This is a genomic window from Streptomyces caeruleatus, from assembly GCF_001514235.1.
In the GTDB taxonomy this organism is placed as follows: Bacteria; Actinomycetota; Actinomycetes; order Streptomycetales; family Streptomycetaceae; genus Streptomyces; species Streptomyces caeruleatus.
The window spans coordinates 301,372-320,916 of record NZ_KQ948926.1 but is presented as its reverse complement, the minus strand read 5'-3'; the positions used below and the strand labels follow the sequence as shown (position 1 = coordinate 320,916).

Below are 19,545 nucleotides of genomic sequence, written 5' to 3'. Positions count from 1 at the left end.
CACGGAGCGTCGCCTATGCCCCCTGATCCCGCGCCGGCACCAGACCGGCGTGCGGTCTCCCCGCTCGATGACCGCATCGAAGCCGTCACCGGCCACACCATCGACACCCTGTGGGCCTACCGCGACCGGGGCGTCCTCGACGAGCCGCATGCCCACCTGGTCGACCGGCACCGCGAGTTGGCCAAGGCCCAGACCGGCGTCACCTTCTACCTCCGCCTCCTGAGCCGCCTGTCCAGCGGCGAGTTCGACGTCGATGCCGCCCTGTTCACACGCATCGACCGCACCGTGGACCAACTGGAGGAGGCCGCCGCCGCGCGGGACGCCGCTGCCCGGAAGGTGCTCGCCGCTCTGGAGCCCGTCGAGGCCGCCGCGGCGGCCTCGGGGCCCGGTGCGAAGCCGCTCTCGACGGACGACCAGGCGGCTCTGCTCGCCATCGCCGGCGGCGCCAAGCTCTACGAACACCTGCTGACCGGCCGGCTCTCCGTCACAGCTGCCTCCGGGACCCGCATCCCGCACACCAAGCTGCGGCGGCTGGAGGACGCCGGACTTCTCGTCCGGGACACCGCCCACCCCGTGCACGCCGGCCAGCCCGTCGCACTCACCGACGCCGGACGCGCCGCGCTGCTCGCCACCCGACGCGCGCCCACGACCCAGGCGCCGCGGCTCCCGGCCCGGTCCGGCACACCGCCGTCCGCCCCGGCACAGCGTCGCTGAACTCCACCGAAAGGCCCTTGTTGTCTCCCACCGAACCGGCGCCGGCCCGGACATCCACACCCCAAGTCGACTTCGAGCTGGACGCCTTCGATGCCGACGAGGAGATGTACCTCGATTTCTACCGCCAGGTCGCCGTCCGCGAGGACATGCTCGTCCCCCTCGCCGAACACCACAGCCCCGACGGCGCGCACAGCTACTACGTCCTGTTCGACCGCTCCGCCGCCTACGGGCACCCAGGCATGCCGTCCTACGTCGCTGTGCACCTGAAGCGGGACCGGGAGAAGGAGACGTTCGACTTCGAGCAGGCCCTGCTGCCGCTGCCCGCGATGGCGCAGTCCTGGCTCATCCACCGCGGCTGCCCGCCCGACGCCATCGGCCTCAACCCCGAGCTTGGCCCGCCGCCGGCCGACGAGGCCACGCGAGCGCTCGCGCGGCGCCTCGCGGGCGACGGCGACCACTACGCCATGGGCTACTCCTACACCAGCGTTGACCCGGACGACATGGTCACCGTCGTGGCCCTGCGCGCCCTGGATGAGGGAGCACCCTCCCCGTTCCGTGTCGTCGTCGAGGAAGTCGACACCGACGCCTGGACGCACACCCTGCGCGAGGGCGGCTTCGACACGGTCGGCGAGGCCCTGCAGTGGTGCGACGACCGGCTCACCGGCCAGGCCGACCCCCTGCCGCTGGTCCGCCCGGCAGCGGCAGCCACCCGCCCGGCCGCCCGGCCGAAAACCCCTGCTCCGCGCCCCATCGGTCGCTCGCGCTAAACGCCCGAGCCGACCGGGCGCGGCGCAACATAGCCGACGATCGCCGGTTAGCCAAACCGGCGATTCTCCGGACTCTTATACAGCCGCCGGGACAACCCCGCGGCACCCATCCACGCAATCCCTATGCCTTCCCGGAGGTTTCTTCCGCATGCGCTCCACCCGAATTGCCATATCCGCCGCGATACTCGGCGCACTCGCGCTCCCGGTCCTGTCCACTGCGCCCGCGAGCGCGGCCCCCGCCGCTGCCACCTCGATAGCCACGAGCATTGTTACGCCCTGCCCGGACCTTCCGCCGCTGCCGTACAAGGTCCACGCATCCGCCGTGACCATCCGCTCCAAGGCCAGCTCGAAGTCCACGGCGGTCGGAGTGCTCTACAAGAGCCACAAGTTCACCGTGCACAAGAAGAGCGGCAACTGGCTCTACATCACCGACCGGACCACTCGCGTCAAGGGCTGGGTCTCCGGCACCTACGTCTACCGCGACACCCGTATGTGCCTGAGCTGACAGGAATTCCGCAGGTGCCCGTAAGCGGCTGAGCCGCCGGGTACGGCCGTCCCTCACATTCCCGCCAGGCATCGGCCTTTCCAGAACAGGAGTTTCCCTTTGTCCGACGGCATATCCAAGGAAGTCGTGGGCGTGCTCACCGAACGGATCGAAGCGCGCTTCGCCATGGACGTCGACGAGTTGAAGGCCGCGGTCGCCGCTGCGCCGACTGCGAATCCTGAAGCCACCGTTGTCGTCAGGTGGCACGGCCTTCTCGTCGAGGCCCAGTTGGTGCTCGACCGCGCGGAGGACGACCTCCTCGCCGCGCTGGAGACCGGCCCCGACCTCGTCTTCGACCCGACGGTGGGCCTTGCCCACCGCGTGAGCGCGGCGGTCACCACGCGCGACGGCAGGGCCCTGGTCGTGCGGTGGCTCCTCGACCCGGACGCTCGGGGCAAGAAGGACCTCGCCGCCGAACGGCTCGCCCACCACCGCCCCCGAACCGGTCCGGCCGTGCAGACCAGCCCTCCCCACCGACCCGCGGGTACACCCGCGCAGGCGTCGGCAGGGCAGGCGGGAAGGCCCGTCCGATGAGCCGCTTCAAGACCAGCACCATGGACGCCGATCTGGAGGATGTCTTCGGGAACCCTGTCCCCGAGCTGCATGAGGCGGCTGCCGGACCCGATGCCTCTCCTGCGCTCGCCCGTGCTCTGGAGCTGCGCTCCTTCCTGGCCCTGACCGAGGAGCAGGTCGCCCGCGTCCGCGACCGCGTGCACGCGGACATGGATCCAGGCCGCGACATGGGCGAGCTGTCGGCGGACAAGCTTCGCTTCGATGCGCAGTGGCTGGAGGCGGCGCTGGATGCCCGCGACGGCTACCGCGCAGCCCTCGGCGAGCTGCTGCGCACCATGCCTTCGCCCGACCAGAGGGCCCGTCCCGTCCGCATGACGCAGCTGCGGGCCACCGCAACCCTGCCCCCGTCCGCTGCCCCGGCACCCCCGCGTGCCGGGGCGGCCCGGGCCCGCCAACCGTGAAAGCCCCCGCTTGCCCCACCTCACGTCCCTTGAGATAGCCGGACGGATCGAGGACCTGTACGGCGCGCCGCTCGCCGGCCTCGAAGCCCACGCCCAGGACCAGCCGCCCGGCATGCTCTGCGCCCTGCTCGGCATGCACGACGACCTCGCCGACGCCGAGCGCAGCATCGACCTCCACCGCGACCAACTCGCCCGGCTCATCCACCCCGAGCGGCAGATCGGCCGCCACGAGGTCTCCCACCTTCTCGACGGATCCCGCCGGCTCGCCGAAGCCGTCGCAGTCCGCGACGTCCAAGCCAAGTCGGCAGCCGCCGTCCTGCAGAGCCTGGCCCGCGTCCCGGCCCCAGCGCCGTCCCCGCCGACTCCCTCGCCGCCGCTGCCGGCTCCGCCCCGTCCAGCCGAGAGCACGGCGCACAGCCGCTGACCCGCAGGCGATCCCCCTTTCATTCACCCAGGAGTTCCTCAATTGGCCATCACCGCTCTGCCCCCTGACACCGACGCCGACATCGCCCGGGTCTCCGAGGCCCTCGCCATGATCACCCCGCGCTGGAACGTCAGGATCCTGCTGGCACTCTCCGGCCCGCCGCAGCGCTACACCGAGCTGGCGGCCAAGGTGTCGTGGCTGCAGGACGGCCAGCTCCACCCCAAGCTCAAAGCGCTGTGTGACGCCGGTCTTGTCGAGCGCACCGAACACACCGCACGGCATGTGACCTACGGCCACACCGAGCGTGGCGTGGCCCTGCTGCCGGTCCTGCCGATGGTCGTCACCTGGGCCGAGGAGCATCTGGAGAAGGCGGACCGGCCGCTGCCCGCGATCGAGCAGATCGAGGACTGCCTCATTTTGCTCACCCGGCGGCACGCCGCCGCCATCCTGTGGGTGCTGAAGTCCCGCGAGGAGGTCAGCGGGCGGGCCCTGGCCCGGATCGTGATGCCCAGCAGGGACTGGACCAACGTGTATCCGCCGCTGCGGCAGCTCGTCGCCGACGGTCTGGTCGACACCGACGGCATCGGCCAGCCCTACCAGCTGTCCGCGGCGGGCGACAGTCTGGGCCCCGTTCTGGGTGCCCTGTCCGCATGGTCCGCCGGGCAGCCCCTCAACACCGCGGCCCAGCACCCGGTCTGGGGGCACCCGCAGGCGAAGCCGACACCGAGGCCGTGGGTCAGCAGCCAGGCCCGGCCGACCCCCGCAACCCTCCCGCAGGCCCGGACGGGTGAGTCCTCTCCGGCGTGGCACAACCGCGATCTCTTCTCCCATGCCACGACCGCCCGCCCGAAGACGGCCATCCAGGCAGGAGGCCCGCGCCGATGACCACCCTCTTCACCCCTGCCGAAGCCCGCAACGCTGTCGAGCTGCTGGCGTCGCGCCCCTTGATCCGCCTGGTCACCGAGATCGACGACAACGGGGCGATACCGCCGCGACGGCTGGCCGACACCCTTCCCGATCTCGCGACGCACCAACTGCGCCGCGCCACCGAAACGGCCTGCACCCACGGTCTCGTCCGTCTCGCGCCTGGCACCGGTCTGGAACTCACCGAGCAGGGCTCACAGTTGGCCGACCTGTACGATGCGGCGGCGCGCTGGGCCCGACGCCACGCCTTCCCGGAACCGGTCTGCGAGTTCAGCACTCGCATCCGACACGTCCTCGACCTCCTGGCGCCCTCGCTCGCGACCCAGCGCACCGACAGCCTCGCGCGGCGGTCCGCTGCACGCCTGCCCGGCGACGAGGCCGATGCGGACCTTGCCCGTCCCCGCGCTCTGCTGATCCAGTGGCTGGCCGGCAACCCCCAGGTCACCGGAGTATCCGCGCCTGAGCCGGCCGCGTGAGCGCAGCGGTCACACCCCGGCATGCAGGCCACACCGCCGGGCTGATGCGCAGCATCTACCTGCCGCGCACGGCGGACGCGTTGGCGTTCGCGATGTCCACCTACGGTATCCCGCTGCTGGTCCTGGCGAGCACCGGCTCCGCCGCGCTGACGGGAGCGGCGTTCGCTCTGGAGTGGATCCCGCGGCTGGCGGCGTTCGGGTGGGCCGGATCGGTCGTCGACCGGCGAGGGGCGGCCGTCGTCTTCCACCTCGCCTCCCTGGGGCGCGCGCTGGCCCTCGCCGCCGGCGCGGTCCTGCTCTACCTCCACCCGTCCGGCGCCGTGGCGGGCGCGACGGTGATGGTGCTCGCGGCGACGACCGGCGTGCTCACCGAGTTCAGTTACATCGCGGCAGAGACGGCGGGCGCCGCCGCAGGCCGACGAGCAGGTACGCGGGCCCACCGTGTCCAGGCCGTCCTGCTCGGCATCGACCAGACCGCGACCCTGGCCGGCCCGGCCCTCGCTGGGGTACTTCTGCTTGCCGGGCCGCCGCCGATGCTCGCGGTGATCACCGTGCTGTCGCTTCTCGCCGCGCTGCTCGCCCTGCGCACACCCCCCTCGCCCGTCGCCCCGGCCCGGGCGCCGAAGGGGCGTTCCGGTAGCGGACTCCTCGCCGGGTGGCGCACCATCCGCTCGCTTCCCGCGCTCGGCTGGCTCGTGACCGGGCTGACCCTGTCCAACCTGGCCACCGGGCTCCTCCAAGCGGCCGGCCCGGTGATCGTCGTTGAGCACTTCGGGCAGTCCACCACCGCTGTCGGCCTGGTCTGGTCCGCCGCCGCGGCGGCCACCCTCCTGTCCGTCACCATCTGCCGGTTCGCCATCGACCGCCTGGGCCTGTGGCCCGTCGGCGCCGCCTGCGCGACCCTCGCCTCGCTCGCCGCCCTCGCCGCCGCCCAGGCCCCCGACTACCTGTCCTACCTGGTCCTGGTCGCGGTCCTCATGGCCGCCGACGGCGGCATGACGGTCGTCCTGCGCACCCTGCGCTCCCGCCTGATCCCACCGGAACAGTTCGGCAGCACCCTGTCGGCGACCATCCTCATCCTCCTGCTGCCCCTCCCCGTCGCCGGCGTACTCACCGCGCTCACCCCACCCGACGCCCTGGGCCACGTCATCACCGCCTGCGCCGCCCTGCAGGCCCTCGGCCTGTTCTACGCCTTCGCCCGCCTGCGCACCGGCCCCGCCCTGCGCACCTGACCCTGCTGCGCCCCCAGCCTGTGGAGAACCTCAATGCCCACCGCCGTCCCCGGGACGAACCGCGCGAGCGGTCGCACCATCACCGAACGGTTCCACGCCTTCGACGCGCGCAACCCGCACGTCTACCGCGCGCTGGAACGCATGGCCGCCCGCCGACTGGCCGCCGGCGCCACACGAGTCGGGGTGAAGGACCTCTTCGAAGAGCTGCGCTGCCAACTCCCGTACGGCGTCGCCGGGCTGAACAACAACTTCACCGCCCTCTACGCCCGCCGCCTCATCGACGACCACCCCCACTGGGTGAGCGTCTTCGAGCTGCGCCGCCGCCGTGCCGCCTGAAACCCCCCTCTTCGCTCGTCCTGCCTTCCACCGATACGGAGAACCCCCTTTCTTGTCCGCTCGTGCCGGTCATCCCGGCCACCAGGGACTGCTCAATGCCTGCCCGGCCGCTGTCCGCCGCCGCGCCCCGGGCACCGAATCACCGGCCCGCCCGGTCTCGCACAACGCTCTGAGGACCTGGACGCCTCGTTCAGCCCGTCCGCTCACATGGCCGTTCGCCGGTCAACGATCGCAACAGGCTGCGTACGGTGGTCTGCTGGCCGCCGCATACCTGGGCACGGTCCCCGCGGCGAATCTGCTCACCGCACACGTCGGTACGGTCCCGGTCGGGCTCGGCATGATGGCTCCGGCCGGTGTCTACCTGGGTGGCCTGGCGCTGGTCCTGCGTGACCTGACCCGGGAAGTACTAGGCCCCCACGCGGTGCTCGCGGCGGTCGCAGCGGGCGGCGCCGTGTCGTGGCTCCTGGCGGAGCCGCGTCTGGCGCTGGCTTCGGTGGCCGCGTTCGTGCTGTCGGAACTGCTCGATACGGCCGTCTATGAGCCCCTTAGGCGTCTTAGCCTGATGGTGGCGGTGGCCGTCAGCAACACCGTCGGCGCGGTCGCCGACTCGGTGATCTTCCTGTCGCTCGCCTTCGGATCCTTGGCCTTCCTGCCGGGCCAACTGCTCGGCAAGACGCTGATGACCCTCGCCGCCCTCACCGTGATCGCGGTCGTGCGGCGCCGCCGCCGGACGGTGACCGCGTAGCCGCCACTGCGGCGGTCGGCGAAGCGGGCGGCCCGACGTTCTACCTCGGCACCCACATGGTGAACTGGCTCGCCGACAGCGACATCCCGTTGTTCATATCCCGCAACCGGCTGAAGAAGCGCAAGACCTTCCCGCGTGCCCGCACCGCGTGGGCGCTGGACTCCGGCGGCTTCACCGAGCTCCAGCGGCACGGCCGATGGACCATCTCCGCCGCCGAGTATGCCGCCGAGGTACGGCGGTACGCCGAGGCGATCGGCCGGATGGCGTGGGCGGCTCCGCAGGACTGGATGACGCTCCTATGTGCTTGCAAGTGCGGATGGACGCCGGTACCGGGCGAGCAAGGTGCGGTAGATCTCCCTGGCGACGTACCGCTTCAGGCACCGGACGATCTCCTTCTTCGACTTGCCCTCGGCGGTCCGACGGGCGAGGTACTTCTGGGTCCTCTCGTCGGTCCTCATCCTGGTCACGACGACGGTCCACAGCGCGTTGTTCGCCTGGCGGTTGCCACCGCGGTTGAGTCTGTGTCGGCCGCTGGTCAGACCGCTGCCGGTGGGGAGAGGCGCAACGCCGGCCATATGCGCGAAGCTCGCTTCGCTGCGCATACGGGTTGGATTGTCGCCGGCAGCGACGAGCAGCGTGGCGGCTGTGCCTGTGCCGACGCCGTGCAGTTCCAACAGCTCGGGGGCAGCTCGCCTGACAATCTCGGCGACCTCGGCATCCACCTGGTCGGCTTCTTCGGTGAGCATGCGGCAGCGACGCGCCAGGTGCCGCAGGGTGCGCTTCGCGGCGGCCTCCAAGCCTTCGGCGGCCGGGCGCAGCCGCAGGCACCGCTCGATCAGCTCGTCCTTACTGGTGCCGCGGAGGCGGTTGCGCAGTTCGTCGGGCGCGGTAACCAGGATGGCGCGCATCGCGTTCACGGCTTGTGTGCGGGCCTTGACCGCACTGCGCTTGGCGATGAGAAGCAACCTCAGCACCTCCACGTCGCCGTCGCGGTGCTTCGGGGCGATGTCCAAGTCCTCGGCCAGCAGGGCCTTGGCCGCGCGCAGAGCGTCCATGAAGTCGCTCTTTCCGTCGTTGCGGCTGGCCTGTCGGTCGCGCCGGGGCCGTGTGGCCTCGACGACGAACTCGCCCGCCGTCAGCAGGTGGCGGGTGAGGCTGGCGCCGTAACTGCCGGTGCCTTCCAGAGCGAAGCCGCGCACGGTCTCGCCGAGCGAACGTGCCCAGGCCAGGAGCGACTGGTTGCCCGCGCTGGTGGTTGGAACCGTCAGCGTGCCGAGCTTCCGGCCACGCTCGTCCAGTGCTGCGGCCACGTTGAAGTCCCGATGGGTGTCCACGCCTATCCAGACCTCCAGGGCAGTCGCCTGCTGCCGTGCTCCTCGGCCTGGCCGTACGTCCGTGCTGGTCACCGTGTCATACCCTCCGTCGCTGCCGTTGGTTGTGGCGCCGTGGAACCGCTGGACATCACTGGTATGAGCCGCGCTGCTTATGCGCGATCAAGCTCCTATCAGGTCACTTCCGGTTCCACGTCGGCACTGTCGCGCCGCCTGAATTCCTCGGGCGGCGGGTCAACGACAGGACATGGCGTCAGTGCGAGATACGGAGCCAGCGCGGGGAGGGACAGCACACACTGCGCAGAATCCCACCACGAAGATCACGGCCGGGGGCACCTTGGAAGAACGCTTCGCCGCCTGGCCGACAACTCATCCAAAAGGCACCTAGGTGGGCGTGAACCGCACGTCGGGCCCGCGTGCGAACTTGTGTCAGACCCGACGGCGAAGCAGGTCTACAACTACCAGTGCGAACCCTGGGTGATCTTCGGCAAACGCGACCCACCGTCCGCAAGCCCTGGCTGGTTCCACGGCACACGTACCGCCCGCGGCCTGTCGCCCGGCGAGCCGGACCAGGACATGGACGCGGCCATAGCCGTTCACCAGCGCTACACGGTGGCGAACCTGATCGAGCTGCGCACCATCGCCCCGGACCTGCCGTTCATCCCCGTGCTGCAGGGCTGGGAGCTGCGCCACTACCTTCACTGCGCGCAGCTGTACGCCGACGCGGGCATCGATCTCGCGGCGGAGCCCGTCGTCGGGATCGGCTCCGTCTGCCGCCGCCAGGCCACCGATGAGATCGCCTTGATCGTCCGTGAATTCGCCCGCCGGGGGCTGCGCCTGCACGGCTTCGGCGTCAAGACCGCAGGGCTGGGCGCCTACGCCGACGCTCTGGTCTCCGCCGACTCGATGGCCTGGTCGATGGGCGCCCGCCGCTCCGCTCCGCTGCCCGGCCACAGCCACAAGAGCTGCGCCAACTGCTGGGACTGGGTCAGCCGCTGGTATCAGCGCGTCACCGCCCAGCTGCCCTAGATCCGCCCCCCCAACCCGTACCGCACGTCTCTACGGAGGACCAACTCCCGGATGCCGCACCCCAATCCCTCGCTCAATGTGACCTCCCGTTCGCCCCGTGACTCGTCGGATCGTCCGGTCGTCCTGGTCGTGGCCGCGGCCGACATGGAGGCCGAGCACTATCGCCGCCACTGCCTCGAATCCGTCGCCGCCGCCTACGACATCGTCCTCATCACCGGCGAAGAGCCGTCGTGGCAGCTGCCGTACATCCGCGACTGCGTGGTCGTGACCGACCCCACCGACCAGGCCGCGCTGAACGCCGCTGGCCAGGCCCTGGCCGAACGCCACCGGCTCGCCGGGGTGGTCACCTGGACCGAGTGGTACCTCGTCCCCGTCGCCCGCCTCGCCCGCCGGCTCGGCCTGCCCACCACCGCACCCGAGGCCCTGCGCGCGTGCCGCAACAAGGCCGCCGCACGGGCCCTGTTCGCCCGCCACGGTGTCCCCTCAGCGACCTCGGTGAGCGTCCGCGACGTGCAGGAGGCGCGCACAGCCGCCGCTCGGATCGGTTACCCGGTCGTCATCAAGCCCGCCGCACACGCGGGCAGCATCGGCGTGACCCGGGCCAGTACCCCCGGCGAACTGGATGCCGCGTACGCCGTCGCCGAGCGTGTGGTGGGGCGCGGCGGGGAGAACACCGAGGTCCTGGTCGAGGAGTATCTCGACGGACCAGAGGTGAGCGTCGAGTGTGCCACCTACCGGGGCCGGACCGCGGTGGTCGCCGTCACCCGCAAGACCCTCGGCCTTCAGCCTGGCTTTGAGGAGATCGCGCACTGTGTGGACGCGGCCGATCCGCTGCTGGCCATCGTGGCCCCGGCCGCCGAGGCAGCTGTCACCGCGCTGGGGGTCACGGACGGGGTCAGTCATGTCGAGATGCGGCTGGTCGACGGGCGCCCGCGGCTGATCGAGGTCAACGCCCGCCTTGCCGGCGACCTGATCGGCCACCTCGTGCAGCTCGCCACCGGCGTCGACCTCGCCCGCGCCGCCGCGGACATCGCCTGCGGACACGCCCCTGACCTGGCCCCGACGCACCAGCGTGCGGCGGCCATCCGGTTCGTCTACCCCGCCTACTCCGGGCTGCTCACCGCCTGCCGGCTCACCGGCCGATTCGCCGAGCAGACCGAGGGCTTGGAGCGGGTCCGGTTCCAGCGGCGGGTGGGGGAGCCGGTGGTGCTGCCGCAGGACGGCGGTGATCTGTTCACTGCACGCATCGGCTACCTGATCACCACCGGGCCGTCCGCCGCCCTCGCCCAAGCACACCTGCAGGAGGCGTACCGCAACCTCGAAGTCCAGGTCGCCTCGGCATCGCAGGTGGATGCGCTGGGGGAGGCCGGTGCCGCGTGAGCGGTCCTGCCGTGCCCGAGCTGGTGCGCAGCCGCCGTCTGCTGACCGGGTACTTCTTTGGTCTCGGCTTGGTGATGGCCGTGTGGGGGGCCCGCCTGCCCGCGGTCCAGCAAGCCGCCGGGCTGAGTACCGCCGGTCTTGCCCTGGTCCTGCTGGCCGCCGCGCTCGGCATGGTCGCCGGCCTCCAGGCCGCCGGACGCCTCGCCCGCCCGGCCCGGCTCCCCGCTCTGGTGACCGGCGGCGCGATCGGACTCGCTGCCTGCCTGGCCGCGCTCGGAGCCTGCGACAGCCTCAACGCGTTGCTTGTGGTGGCGCTTCTCTTCGGTGTCGCGCACGGCGTGCTCGACGTGGGAGTCAACTCTGCCGCGGTCCGCTGCCAGGACGCCATCGGGCGGCCCGTCATGGGCGCCTTCCACGCGAGTTACAGCGTCGGCGCCCTCCTGGGCGCCGCGCTCGCCGCGGTCAGCGCCCACCTCTCGTACACCCTCCTGTTCGTCGCCGTCGGCACCGTGGCCGGGGCAGCAGCCTGCGCGGCGGCCCGGGCAAACCGATGCCTGGTCACTACCGCGCCGGAACTCGCCCCGGATCCCTGCCGGCCGGTCCCGCAGACCAGCGGAGGTCTGTCCCGGGGCCAGCTGTGGCTGCTGGGCGCGCTCGCAGCCGCAACGCTGCTGGGGGAGGGGGCCGCCGCCGACTGGGCCGCCGTCCACCTGCACGGCCTCGGCGCCACGGCTGCGGTCAGCGCGGCGGCGTTCGGCTTCTACAGCGGGGCCATGGCTGCCGGACGCCTCGCCGCAGACCGGCTCACCGCCCGCTACGGTGTCCCCGCGGTCGTACGCACCGGTGCCGCCCTGGCTGCCCTCGGTCTTGCCACTGGCCTCGCCGACTCCACCATCGTCTTCGCGCTGGCCGGGTGGACCGTCTTCGGCCTGGGCCTGTCCGTCGCGGTCCCCAGCCTGATCACCGCCGCCGGCCCCGGCGGCCCCCGCGCGGTCGCCCACGTCTCCGTCACCGGCTACGTCGGCCTGCTCGCCGGCCCCGCCCTCATCGGCGCCCTCGCCACCCTCACCTCCCTGACGACCGCGCTGCTGCTGCCCGCCCTCCTCGCCGCCGCTGTCGCCTTCCTGTCCCGCAAAGCCCTGGAGAACCCCGCCCCTTGACCACCCCCGCCACTTCCCCCACCGCCGTAGACGCCGTGATCATTGACTACAACGGCGTAATCGGCCGACAGCCCAGCACGCTCATGTGGAGGTGCCTCGCCGCCCTCGCCGAATGGCCCGCCGACCAACTCGACTCCTTTAGGGATGCCTTCTGGGCACCTCGTGAGGCGTACGACGCCGGAGAACTCAGCGACCTCGCGTACTGGGCCAAGGTTCTCGGCCACCACCCCAGCCCGCGGTGGCTGCGCACCCTGATCGCCGCCGACACCGCCATGTGGACCGGCACCGATCCCTTCGTCCTCGACACCCTGTACCTCGCCCGCGCCGAGGGGCTGCCCATGGTGCTGCTCTCCAACGCCCCGGCGCACCTCAGCAACGTCCTGAATGCCACCGACTGGCGGCGCGAGCTGATGGACGACGCCCTGTACTCCGCCCGCCTGGGCCTGTGCAAACCCGATCCGGCCGCGTACGAACACGCCCTGGCCGCCACCGGCGTCGACGACCCGTCACGCGTGCTGTTCGTCGATGACCGCGAGGACAACTGCCAGGCCGCCGCCGAGCTGGGCCTGCGCACCCTGCACTACACCGGCCAACTCGCTGATCTGGCACAGGAGTTGCTGCCCGCCCCGGCCGACAGTTTTGGTGCCTGACCCGCGGGCCGCCCCAACCGTCACCACTCTGCCCCCAGGACATTCGTGCCCGACACCGAAACGCTCGACGGCGACGTCTATGTCTCCCCGCGCCATCTCGCCTCCACCACGGGGACCGGCGACCTCGCCCTCGCCCCTCTCCTCGGCCTTGGCTGGGACTTCCAGTACGACGAGGATTCCAACCTCTATGTGACCGCTCCCGACCGGCGCGTCCGCTTGGGCTACCTGCCCGAGGGTGAGGACGACGGGCTCTGGCGCATCAACGCCTACAAGGATGCGTTCGGCCCGCCGGTCTGGGGGGTTTGTTTCAACGACCGCGTCCCCACCGAGTTCGTGACCGCGTTCACCACCGCCCTCGCCACGGCGTACGAGCAGGGGCCGGACGCCTACCTCGCCCAGCCCGTCTCCGGGAACGACGAGCATGACCCCTTCCTCGCCGTCGTGCCCCTGCTGAAACACGGTTGGGAGATCGACCGCCCGCGCTGGGGCGTCTTCGCCATCCAGGCCCCGGACGGACTCGCCGGCATGGAGTTCACCACCGGCGACCTCGATCCCGACGCCGAGCTGACGACGCGGGACGCCCGCTGGCAGCTGTGGGCGGGCATGTCCATCGACCGGCCCGTCTGGTACGCCACGGCCAGCACCGACACCCCCGTCGCCCTGCTCACCGCCGTCACCGAGTGCGTCGCCGACCCGGCTCCACTGCCCCGATGGCGCGAGGCGACCTTCAGCTACATCAAGGGCATGGCCCAGCTCACCCCTATCCTCCCGCCCGGCCCGCCGGCCCCCACCCCGCTCGACGTGCAGCGTGCCGTCGTGTCCCGCCGCCCGGCCGTCCTGCCCGCGGCCAGTGTCCCGCGCTGGAGCACCACCAGCCGACCCGCCCTGCCCGGCCCCCGCCGCTGACCACCCCTGACCGTCCGACCGGAGGCATCCGCTTGGCCCTGTACGCCCGCGAGTTCTTCATGGAGCACCTGAAGCTCCCGTTCACCGAGGCCACTGTCGTCGGCAACACCTACTTAGCCGCCCCCATCCCAGGCGGGCCGCTACGGCTACGGATCGCCTTCAGCCGCGCCTTCGTCGCAGACACGTACGGCGGTCTGCGCCTCGCCGCCATCCACCAAGACAGAGGCGAACTCGACGCCGTGGCACTGCGGTTCGAGGACCACAAGACCTTCGATCACCGCGACGCGACCCTTGGCCGCAGACCAGGACAATCGGGGTACAGCACGATCTACGAGCACCGCGACCGGCCCGACTTGGTGCCATGGAAAGGCGCCCACACCATCGGACTGCGCGACGCCATCGAGCAGTACACCGCCGTCTGGTTCCCCGGCGCCTGGACCGTCTCCGCGCCGAGCCGCGACCGGGGCCGGACCGCGCACACGGCCCCCGCCGTGCCCGTCGCCCGCAGCGGGACCCGCGCACGCTGAGCCGCGCCTCCACCGCCATGCAACCGGCTGCCAGTCGCTGACCTCCTCCTTCCGACCCCGACGGATATACCCATGAACGACCCCACCCCGATCGAGGGGGATGTCTACGTCTCCCCGCGCTACCTCGCCGGCCTCGGCCATGTCGACCCCATGTACTTTGAGTCCGTCAGAGAGTGGCCGCACCACCACCTGGGCGACAGACCGTGCCAGCTCCTCATCACCTCCCCGGACCACCGCATCAAGATCGGCTGGTTCGGCGACCACTTCGACGTGTGGAAGATCAGCGCTGCCGAAGACGCCGTCTCCGCCTCCCGCTGGACGGCGAGCATCAGCGACAAGATGCCGCCCGAGATCGTCCGCGACTTCGTCCACGCCCTGGCCGACGAGTGGGACGAGGACAGCGAGAGCTTCCTGACGAACCACTCGTACTACTGGACCGACGCCGTCCAGCCGCTACTCGACGCGGGCTGGGAACGCCGACCGCTCAAGCACGGCTCGGTCGAAATCGTCTCCCCGGACCAGTTGGCCGGCGCGAGTATCGACATCGTCAGGACTGACCCCGATGCCGAAGTGGTGACGCTGTGGGCCGGCCCTGACAAACGAAGGGTCCTTCGCGCGGAGGCGAACTTCACCGCGCGCACCCCGAAGCATCTGATCGCCGCCATGGCCGCCTCCTTCGTCGCACCGGACCCCATCGCCCGCTACCAGGACGACCTGAGCCCCGGGCTCGCCCAACTCGCCCAGCTCACCCCCGTCGAGCCACCGAAGCCTGCCGCGCCCACCCCGCTCGACGTCCAGCAGATCGCCGCAGCCCGCCGCCGGCCCGCGCTCGGCACGCGCAGCGTCCCGCGCTGGAGCACCACCACGCTCCCACCGGCCGCGCCCGGTGCCGGCCTGCCTGCCCGCCGCCGCTGAGGACCCGGCTATGTCGACCGACCCCTTCACCGCCGGCCGCCACACCCCCAGCGCTCCCCGGCCCGAGCCGTGCCCGCTGACCGTCCCCTCACCGCCGGGCAGTCCTTTCCCGTCCCTGGAGAGTTCCTACTTGCACACCCCCTCCGCCCGCTATCTCCCCTCTGCGGCCCTCACCGTTGCCGCCACCGTGACCGGTTCCCTGATCTGGGCCCCGGCGGCCTTCGCTCAGACCCCGGATCAGTCCCCGGCCGCCTCCACCATGCCCACATCGCGCGCTGCCGCAGAAGGCGGAGGCGTCGCCATCCTCAAGAAGGACGCGGGCGGCGACGTCCTCGCCGGCGCGTCCTTCACCCTCTACGACTCCACGGGCAAGGAGGCAGGCAGCGGCAAGACCGACGCTCAGGGGCAGCTGATCTTCCAGGACCTGGCACCGGGCGTCTACCGTCTCAAGGAAGTTTCCAGCGGCAGCCCGCTGCACGACGTCGTCGCCGATCAGGACGTCATCGTCACCCCCGGCGCCGTCGCCCCGCTCACGGTTATCGACCCGTTCAAGCCCGCCGAGGTCACGCTCAAGGCGAAGGACGACAAGAGCGGCAAGCTGCTGGTCGGCGCCACGGTCAACATTGGCAGCGGGGACAAGACCATCCTGACCCTGACCACGGGCTCCGACGGCACGGCCAGCGCCCAGCTGCCTATCAACTCCCGTACCGGCAGCGACTTCTGGCTTCAGCAGACCGCGGCCCCCGCCGGATACGCCCTCTACAAGCCCTCGAAGAGCTTCACCGCGAATCCCGGCGACCCGGTCATCGTCACCGTCACCAACGCCAAGAAGACCAGCAGCACAACCCCAGCCCCCACGTCCTCCGCGAAGCCGTCCGACGAGCCGACCACCGTCCCGACCACGCCGGGCACCACGACCCCGGCCCAGGGCAACAGCACGGCCTCGTCATCGAGCGCACCGTCAGAGACCCTGGCCGGCGATGAGACCGCGCCGAGCAGCACGGCACCCACCGCTACGGGTGCACTCGCCCACACCGGGGCCGACGCCACCCCCTGGCTGTTCGGCGGCGCCGGCATCCTCCTTGCCGCCGGCGCCGGAGCCGTCTTCGCCGCCCGCCGCCGTACCGAGGACGACGGCCACAGCATCCAGGACTGATACCGCCCGGCAGTCACAGCCCCCGAATCCTCTCGCGGACTTCGGGGGCTTTCGCCTGCCCGCAACTCGGTCCGGCAGCGAACACCGCCCAGTACTCGAAGGCTTGGTCAGTCGGCCCATCCAATCTCGCGAACCTCGATCGCCCCGGCATGCGGCATGTACTGGATCCAGCAGCGCGCCCCGAACGCCTCGCGGATCTCCTCGACGCTGCCGGCATCCCGGACGTCCGGCCATGCCCGCGGATCGGTCCGCACCAGCTCGACGAGGTCGAGCACCTCGCGTCGCGCCTCGTCGGTCGGAAGCTGCGCCATGACCTCGACTGCAAGCTCCTCGAACACGGTTCCGTGCCTGTGCATAACGCCCCCTTGTGATCCACAGGAGCAGCACGGTAGGGGAAGTACCCGAAACCTGTTGTGGCCTGTGGATAACTCAGGCTCCGGTGACGGGCCCCAACGTTGCGGTCCCACACCCCGCCAGTCGATTGTCACCGGACGGTTGCCTGCGTCGGGGTCAGGGGGTAGGTGAGCATGCAGGCGTCGGAGGCGGGGGCCTTCAGCTCCTCGCACAGCAGCGGGCGGCCCTGGTCGGCGTCGGCAGTGATGCGGTAGGCGATCAGGAGAGGGCTCGCGTCGCCCAGTCCGAGGGCGGAGTACTCGCCCGGGGTGCAGGCGCGGGCGGTGACATGGTCGGTGAACGACAGGCTCAGGCCGGTGTCGGAAAGCTCACGGTACAGCTCGTGGATCTCGGCGCCCGGATGCTCGGCGAGAGCGGGCACGGCGGCGGCCGTGGCCGTCGGGATGAGGACACGGTGGGCCATGCGGGTCCCGGTCTGCGGATCGTGGATCATGCGGTCAACGCTGATGGCATCCCCGTCCTGCTGGTCCAGCAGGACGGCAGGGGGCCCGTCGAGCACGGTCCTGTTGATCACGGGAGACCCTGTCCGTGTCATCTCCGGAACGTGCCAACCCCCCTTCGTGGTGCGCCGGATGGAGCGGTCCACGCTGGCCGCAGGCAGAATGCCCCGGGCTAGCACCTTGGTGCCCTTGCCCTGCAAGGATTCGACCAGCCCCATCCGGCGCAGCTCGGCAACGGCCGCACGGGCGGTGTGCTTGCCGATCCCGTACCTCTTTTCCATCTCGGCCTCGGAGGGCAGGAATTGGCCGGGCTGGTAGCGGCCTCGCAGGATGTCATCGGCCAGATACCGGGCGACCTGCAGGTACATCGCGGGTGCGCGCTCGATGCGCTCTGCTGCTGTCATGGCTGATGTCCTCCTCGGCCGCAGGTCCGGGTGCGGTGCTGTTCGTCGGGCGGGCTTGCCGGTGGCGCATGATCCGCACGCGGGAACTCATGAGGATAAGTGGTTGACGGTACATCGCAACCTCTTTTGCGGAGGACGGGCCTGTGACGTGCAGGGCCGCCGGCCGGACGGCGGTTTGCCTCAGGCGGGGGTTCGCGCAACCGGGCGGCAGGGGCCCTCGCTAGGCTTCCTCGGTGATCGAGTCCTCATCGCTGCCCGCGGACCCCGGCGAGCTGCACCTGTGTATCTCCTACGCCGATGATCTGCGCGACACCCCCGATGCGGACACCCTGGAGCAGTGGGATGTGGCGATCCGCCACCGCCGCCGCGTGCACGAAGCACGTCGTTGCCCGTCCTCGCCTGGTGAATGCCCGAGCGACGACTGCCCGGCCAACGTCGTGGATGACGTTGCCGTCGGGTCAATGACCTTCTACCGTGTGCATCTCGACCGCGGGTGCAACGCGTACGTGGCCATGGAGGAGCTGTCGGAGGACCTCTCCGAGATCGCTCACGTGCTCCTCGACCCGGCTACGGGCTACTACACGGACGAGGCCGGGGAACTGCTGGCGTACAGCGGCTCCGCCCTGCTCGTCATGGATCGCGTCACCCTGGACGAGGGCTGGCGTGGGCATGGCCTGGGCGTGATTCTTGCCGCTGAGGCCATCTTCCGGCTGATGCCCGGATGCCGAGCCGTGGCCTGCTCACCCGGAGTCTCCGACCTCAGCGCGAACCGGTTGCGCGAACGGTCCGAGTTTGATCGCGTCACCACCAGCATTGCCGAGGGCTGGGAGAAGATCGGGTTCCTCCTCTACCGGGACAACGTCTACCTCTTGTCACCGACCTCGCTGGTCCTGGAGGAGCAACGAGCCCTACTCCGTCGGGAGTTCGTGGAACTCGGTGCCTCATGGGCAGCACAGGCCCGCAGGTAGCGGTCTCCGGCGTTCCTCTGCCCCGGTGCTGGTCGGGGAGTCTCGCCGGGAAGCGACGGCCGCAGCTGGCTGCCTACTGTGGGGGCGTGACGGCGTCTTCCGATGGCAGCGCCGGGTCCGGACCGGTGCCCGTGCGGGTAGTGCTGCCTGCCGACCCTGTGCTGGGCACCGAGCCGCAGGAGATCGTTGCGCGGCTGTGGAAGCGACGGCAGACGCAGGCGGGCTGGTGCTACCTCGTGGGGCTGCCGTCGTACCGAGTCAGTGAGGACGGCGACGTGGAGGCGGCGGAGTACCGGGTATGGGTGCGCGCCCCGGAGCATGTGCGGCCGGTCGACGGCGTCGACTACGACCAGGTCGTCACCGAGCGGCTGGAGCCGTCACCGCAGTCGGAGGTCCGAGACGTGCTCGGAGAGCGCCGGCCTGCGGGATGGGTACTGCAGACGGTGCCCGGGGTCCGGGGCCCGGCGGCCCAGGCTGTTCTGCACGCGCGGGACTGCGAGGAGGCACCGAAGGATGCTCCGCTGCTCGACTGGCGGCGCGCCCTGGACGTCGCGGAGAAGCCGACGACGCGGCTGTGCACCCTGTGCGGTTGCGCCCAGGAGCTCACACCCCTGCTGCGCGGCTTCGATCACATCAACGACTCCTGATCTCGTACTGCACCGTGTCCGTCTGCGCCCTTCCGGCACCGTGGCGTACGGGACTGCGCCAGTCCCGACGCTGTCCTCGATGAAGACGGCGTTCGACGGACCTCACCGTGATCGCGGGTAGGGTCTGGGCACCGAACCGCCAGCCGGAGCAGGGGGATACTGATGGACGAGTCCGATGCCAGGCGTGCCGATGCGGCGCTTCAGGCGTACAACTGGGCGAAGGTCGCCGGAAGCCCGGAGCGCGCGTGGAAGGAGTGGGAGCAGGCGAGGGCTCTCAGTAACTCTTCCCCGGATGAGCTGAGCGAGTGGCAGCGGTGGCTCCTGGACCATCTCGACAAGAACCAACGACTGGGTGCCGAGCAGCCGATCGCCCTGGCGGAGATGTGGGTCAGGGTCGCCGCAGTGCAGCCGACCGCTGTACCCGTCCCGGAAGAGAACTGAGACGGCCCGCTTCAGGGCCTCGCGCCCCCAGAACAGCATCA

25 protein-coding genes and 1 pseudogene are annotated in these 19,545 nt (G+C 70.9%); 23 read left to right on the top strand and 3 right to left on the bottom strand.

The genetic code is table 11. From position 1 onward, the window contains the following. The first annotated feature begins 15 nt into the window (after positions 1-15). From AQJ67_RS10275 to AQJ67_RS50655, 12 genes and pseudogenes are all read left to right on the top strand, one after another. Positions 16-714, top strand: coding sequence for a hypothetical protein (locus AQJ67_RS10275; protein ID WP_062717779.1), 699 nt, complete (start codon positions 16-18; stop codon positions 712-714). Between the two features lie 17 nt (positions 715-731). Beyond that, the gene (locus AQJ67_RS10270; RefSeq protein ID WP_062717778.1) at positions 732-1,481 is read left to right on the top strand and encodes a hypothetical protein; all 750 of its coding nucleotides are present in this window, start codon (positions 732-734) and stop codon (positions 1,479-1,481) included. Positions 1,482-1,629: 148 nt separating this feature from the next. After that, a complete protein-coding gene (locus AQJ67_RS10265; RefSeq protein ID WP_244190416.1) occupies positions 1,630-1,986 on the top strand; it encodes an SH3 domain-containing protein in 357 nt (118 codons plus the stop codon). A 99-nt stretch (positions 1,987-2,085) separates the two neighbouring features. Further along, positions 2,086-2,559, top strand: a complete 474-nt coding sequence (locus AQJ67_RS10260) for a hypothetical protein (protein ID WP_062717777.1) — start codon at positions 2,086-2,088, stop codon at positions 2,557-2,559. Beyond that, positions 2,556-2,999 (top strand): hypothetical protein, encoded by a 444-nt coding sequence (locus tag AQJ67_RS10255; protein ID WP_062717776.1) that lies wholly within the window; start codon positions 2,556-2,558, stop codon positions 2,997-2,999. Before AQJ67_RS10260 ends, AQJ67_RS10255 begins: the two co-directional genes overlap by 4 nt. Positions 3,000-3,009: 10 nt before the next feature. Continuing rightward, entirely contained in the window at positions 3,010-3,423 is a 414-nt protein-coding gene (locus AQJ67_RS10250) for a hypothetical protein (protein ID WP_062717775.1), read from the top strand. Positions 3,424-3,465: 42 nt separating this feature from the next. Then, positions 3,466-4,308, top strand: a complete 843-nt coding sequence (locus AQJ67_RS10245) for a winged helix-turn-helix transcriptional regulator (RefSeq protein WP_062717774.1) — start codon at positions 3,466-3,468, stop codon at positions 4,306-4,308. Beyond that, positions 4,305-4,823, top strand: coding sequence for a hypothetical protein (locus AQJ67_RS10240; RefSeq protein WP_062717773.1), 519 nt, complete (start codon positions 4,305-4,307; stop codon positions 4,821-4,823). Before AQJ67_RS10245 ends, AQJ67_RS10240 begins: the two co-directional genes overlap by 4 nt. Further along, entirely contained in the window at positions 4,820-6,055 is a 1,236-nt protein-coding gene (locus AQJ67_RS10235; RefSeq protein ID WP_062717772.1) for an MFS transporter, read from the top strand. The genes AQJ67_RS10240 and AQJ67_RS10235 overlap by 4 nt, the downstream gene beginning before the upstream one ends. Before the next feature lie 33 nt (positions 6,056-6,088). Further along, positions 6,089-6,391, top strand: a complete 303-nt coding sequence (locus tag AQJ67_RS10230; protein ID WP_062717771.1) for a hypothetical protein — start codon at positions 6,089-6,091, stop codon at positions 6,389-6,391. A 52-nt stretch (positions 6,392-6,443) separates the two neighbouring features. Continuing rightward, positions 6,444-7,136 (top strand): VUT family protein, encoded by a 693-nt coding sequence (locus AQJ67_RS49150; RefSeq protein ID WP_244190415.1) that lies wholly within the window; start codon positions 6,444-6,446, stop codon positions 7,134-7,136. Next, a pseudogene (locus AQJ67_RS50655) lies at positions 7,028-7,417 on the top strand (deazapurine DNA modification protein DpdA family protein); the annotation flags it as partial. The gene AQJ67_RS49150 and the pseudogene AQJ67_RS50655, both read left to right, overlap by 109 nt. Before the next feature lie 15 nt (positions 7,418-7,432). Here AQJ67_RS50655 and AQJ67_RS10220 read toward each other — a convergent pair. Then, a complete protein-coding gene (locus AQJ67_RS10220) occupies positions 7,433-8,470 on the bottom strand; it encodes an IS110 family RNA-guided transposase (protein WP_244190414.1) in 1,038 nt (345 codons plus the stop codon). Between the two features lie 423 nt (positions 8,471-8,893). Between AQJ67_RS10220 and AQJ67_RS10215 the strand changes: the two genes are divergently transcribed. From AQJ67_RS10215 to AQJ67_RS10180, 8 genes are all read left to right on the top strand, one after another. Continuing rightward, complete coding sequence (locus AQJ67_RS10215; protein WP_062717770.1) at positions 8,894-9,496, top strand: deazapurine DNA modification protein DpdA family protein; 603 nt, start codon at positions 8,894-8,896, stop codon at positions 9,494-9,496. Positions 9,497-9,640: 144 nt separating this feature from the next. Further along, positions 9,641-10,876 carry an ATP-grasp domain-containing protein gene (locus AQJ67_RS10210; protein ID WP_062718512.1) on the top strand — a complete coding sequence of 412 codons (1,236 nt, stop codon included), beginning with the start codon at positions 9,641-9,643 and terminating at the stop codon, positions 10,874-10,876. After that, positions 10,873-12,036 (top strand): MFS transporter, encoded by a 1,164-nt coding sequence (locus tag AQJ67_RS10205; protein ID WP_079055866.1) that lies wholly within the window; start codon positions 10,873-10,875, stop codon positions 12,034-12,036. The genes AQJ67_RS10210 and AQJ67_RS10205 overlap by 4 nt, the downstream gene beginning before the upstream one ends. Beyond that, positions 12,033-12,686, top strand: a complete 654-nt coding sequence (locus AQJ67_RS10200) for an HAD family hydrolase (RefSeq protein ID WP_062717769.1) — start codon at positions 12,033-12,035, stop codon at positions 12,684-12,686. The genes AQJ67_RS10205 and AQJ67_RS10200 overlap by 4 nt, the downstream gene beginning before the upstream one ends. Positions 12,687-12,731: 45 nt before the next feature. Next, positions 12,732-13,592 (top strand): SPDY domain-containing protein, encoded by an 861-nt coding sequence (locus AQJ67_RS10195; RefSeq protein ID WP_062717768.1) that lies wholly within the window; start codon positions 12,732-12,734, stop codon positions 13,590-13,592. 32 nt (positions 13,593-13,624) lie between these two features. Then, the gene (locus tag AQJ67_RS10190; protein ID WP_062717767.1) at positions 13,625-14,119 is read left to right on the top strand and encodes a hypothetical protein; all 495 of its coding nucleotides are present in this window, start codon (positions 13,625-13,627) and stop codon (positions 14,117-14,119) included. A 72-nt stretch (positions 14,120-14,191) separates the two neighbouring features. Beyond that, complete coding sequence (locus tag AQJ67_RS10185; protein ID WP_062717766.1) at positions 14,192-15,034, top strand: SPDY domain-containing protein; 843 nt, start codon at positions 14,192-14,194, stop codon at positions 15,032-15,034. Positions 15,035-15,044: 10 nt separating this feature from the next. Continuing rightward, the gene (locus AQJ67_RS10180) at positions 15,045-16,190 is read left to right on the top strand and encodes an MSCRAMM family protein (protein WP_107122857.1); all 1,146 of its coding nucleotides are present in this window, start codon (positions 15,045-15,047) and stop codon (positions 16,188-16,190) included. 107 nt (positions 16,191-16,297) lie between these two features. Here the strand turns inward: AQJ67_RS10180 and AQJ67_RS10175 are convergent, their stop codons facing one another. After that, positions 16,298-16,546, bottom strand: coding sequence for a hypothetical protein (locus tag AQJ67_RS10175; protein ID WP_063807308.1), 249 nt, complete (start codon positions 16,544-16,546; stop codon positions 16,298-16,300). 128 nt (positions 16,547-16,674) lie between these two features. Next, on the bottom strand, positions 16,675-17,448 hold the full coding sequence (locus tag AQJ67_RS10170) for a GntR family transcriptional regulator (RefSeq protein WP_062717765.1): 774 nt from the start codon (positions 17,446-17,448) through the stop codon (positions 16,675-16,677). A 233-nt stretch (positions 17,449-17,681) separates the two neighbouring features. Here AQJ67_RS10170 and AQJ67_RS10165 point away from each other — a divergent pair, with 233 nt between their 5' ends. The 3 genes from AQJ67_RS10165 (at position 17,682) to AQJ67_RS10155 (ending at position 19,504) form a co-directional block, all read left to right on the top strand. Next, complete coding sequence (locus AQJ67_RS10165) at positions 17,682-18,416, top strand: hypothetical protein (protein WP_062717764.1); 735 nt, start codon at positions 17,682-17,684, stop codon at positions 18,414-18,416. 86 nt (positions 18,417-18,502) lie between these two features. Beyond that, positions 18,503-19,063 (top strand): DUF6233 domain-containing protein, encoded by a 561-nt coding sequence (locus tag AQJ67_RS10160; RefSeq protein WP_425264143.1) that lies wholly within the window; start codon positions 18,503-18,505, stop codon positions 19,061-19,063. A gap of 162 nt (positions 19,064-19,225) precedes the next feature. Then, a complete protein-coding gene (locus AQJ67_RS10155; protein ID WP_062717763.1) occupies positions 19,226-19,504 on the top strand; it encodes a hypothetical protein in 279 nt (92 codons plus the stop codon). The last annotated feature ends 41 nt before the right edge of the window (positions 19,505-19,545 follow it).

What these genes read in the sequence shown, in the direction of transcription:
- AQJ67_RS10275 (WP_062717779.1), top strand. Translation starts at nt 16, where the DNA reads ATGCCCCCTGATCCCGCGCCGGCACCAGACCGGCGTGCGGTCTCCCCG.
- AQJ67_RS10265 (WP_244190416.1), top strand. Translation starts at nt 1,630, where the DNA reads ATGCGCTCCACCCGAATTGCCATATCCGCCGCGATACTCGGCGCACTC.
- AQJ67_RS10255 (WP_062717776.1), top strand. Translation starts at nt 2,556, where the DNA reads ATGAGCCGCTTCAAGACCAGCACCATGGACGCCGATCTGGAGGATGTC.
- AQJ67_RS10240 (WP_062717773.1), top strand. Translation starts at nt 4,305, where the DNA reads ATGACCACCCTCTTCACCCCTGCCGAAGCCCGCAACGCTGTCGAGCTG.
- AQJ67_RS10230 (WP_062717771.1), top strand. Translation starts at nt 6,089, where the DNA reads ATGCCCACCGCCGTCCCCGGGACGAACCGCGCGAGCGGTCGCACCATC.
- AQJ67_RS10210 (WP_062718512.1), top strand. Translation starts at nt 9,641, where the DNA reads ATGGAGGCCGAGCACTATCGCCGCCACTGCCTCGAATCCGTCGCCGCC.
- AQJ67_RS10185 (WP_062717766.1), top strand. Translation starts at nt 14,192, where the DNA reads ATGAACGACCCCACCCCGATCGAGGGGGATGTCTACGTCTCCCCGCGC.
- AQJ67_RS10180 (WP_107122857.1), top strand. Translation starts at nt 15,045, where the DNA reads ATGTCGACCGACCCCTTCACCGCCGGCCGCCACACCCCCAGCGCTCCC.
- AQJ67_RS10175 (WP_063807308.1), bottom strand. Translation starts at nt 16,546, where the DNA reads ATGCACAGGCACGGAACCGTGTTCGAGGAGCTTGCAGTCGAGGTCATG.
- AQJ67_RS10170 (WP_062717765.1), bottom strand. Translation starts at nt 17,448, where the DNA reads ATGACAGCAGCAGAGCGCATCGAGCGCGCACCCGCGATGTACCTGCAG.
- AQJ67_RS10155 (WP_062717763.1), top strand. Translation starts at nt 19,226, where the DNA reads ATGGACGAGTCCGATGCCAGGCGTGCCGATGCGGCGCTTCAGGCGTAC.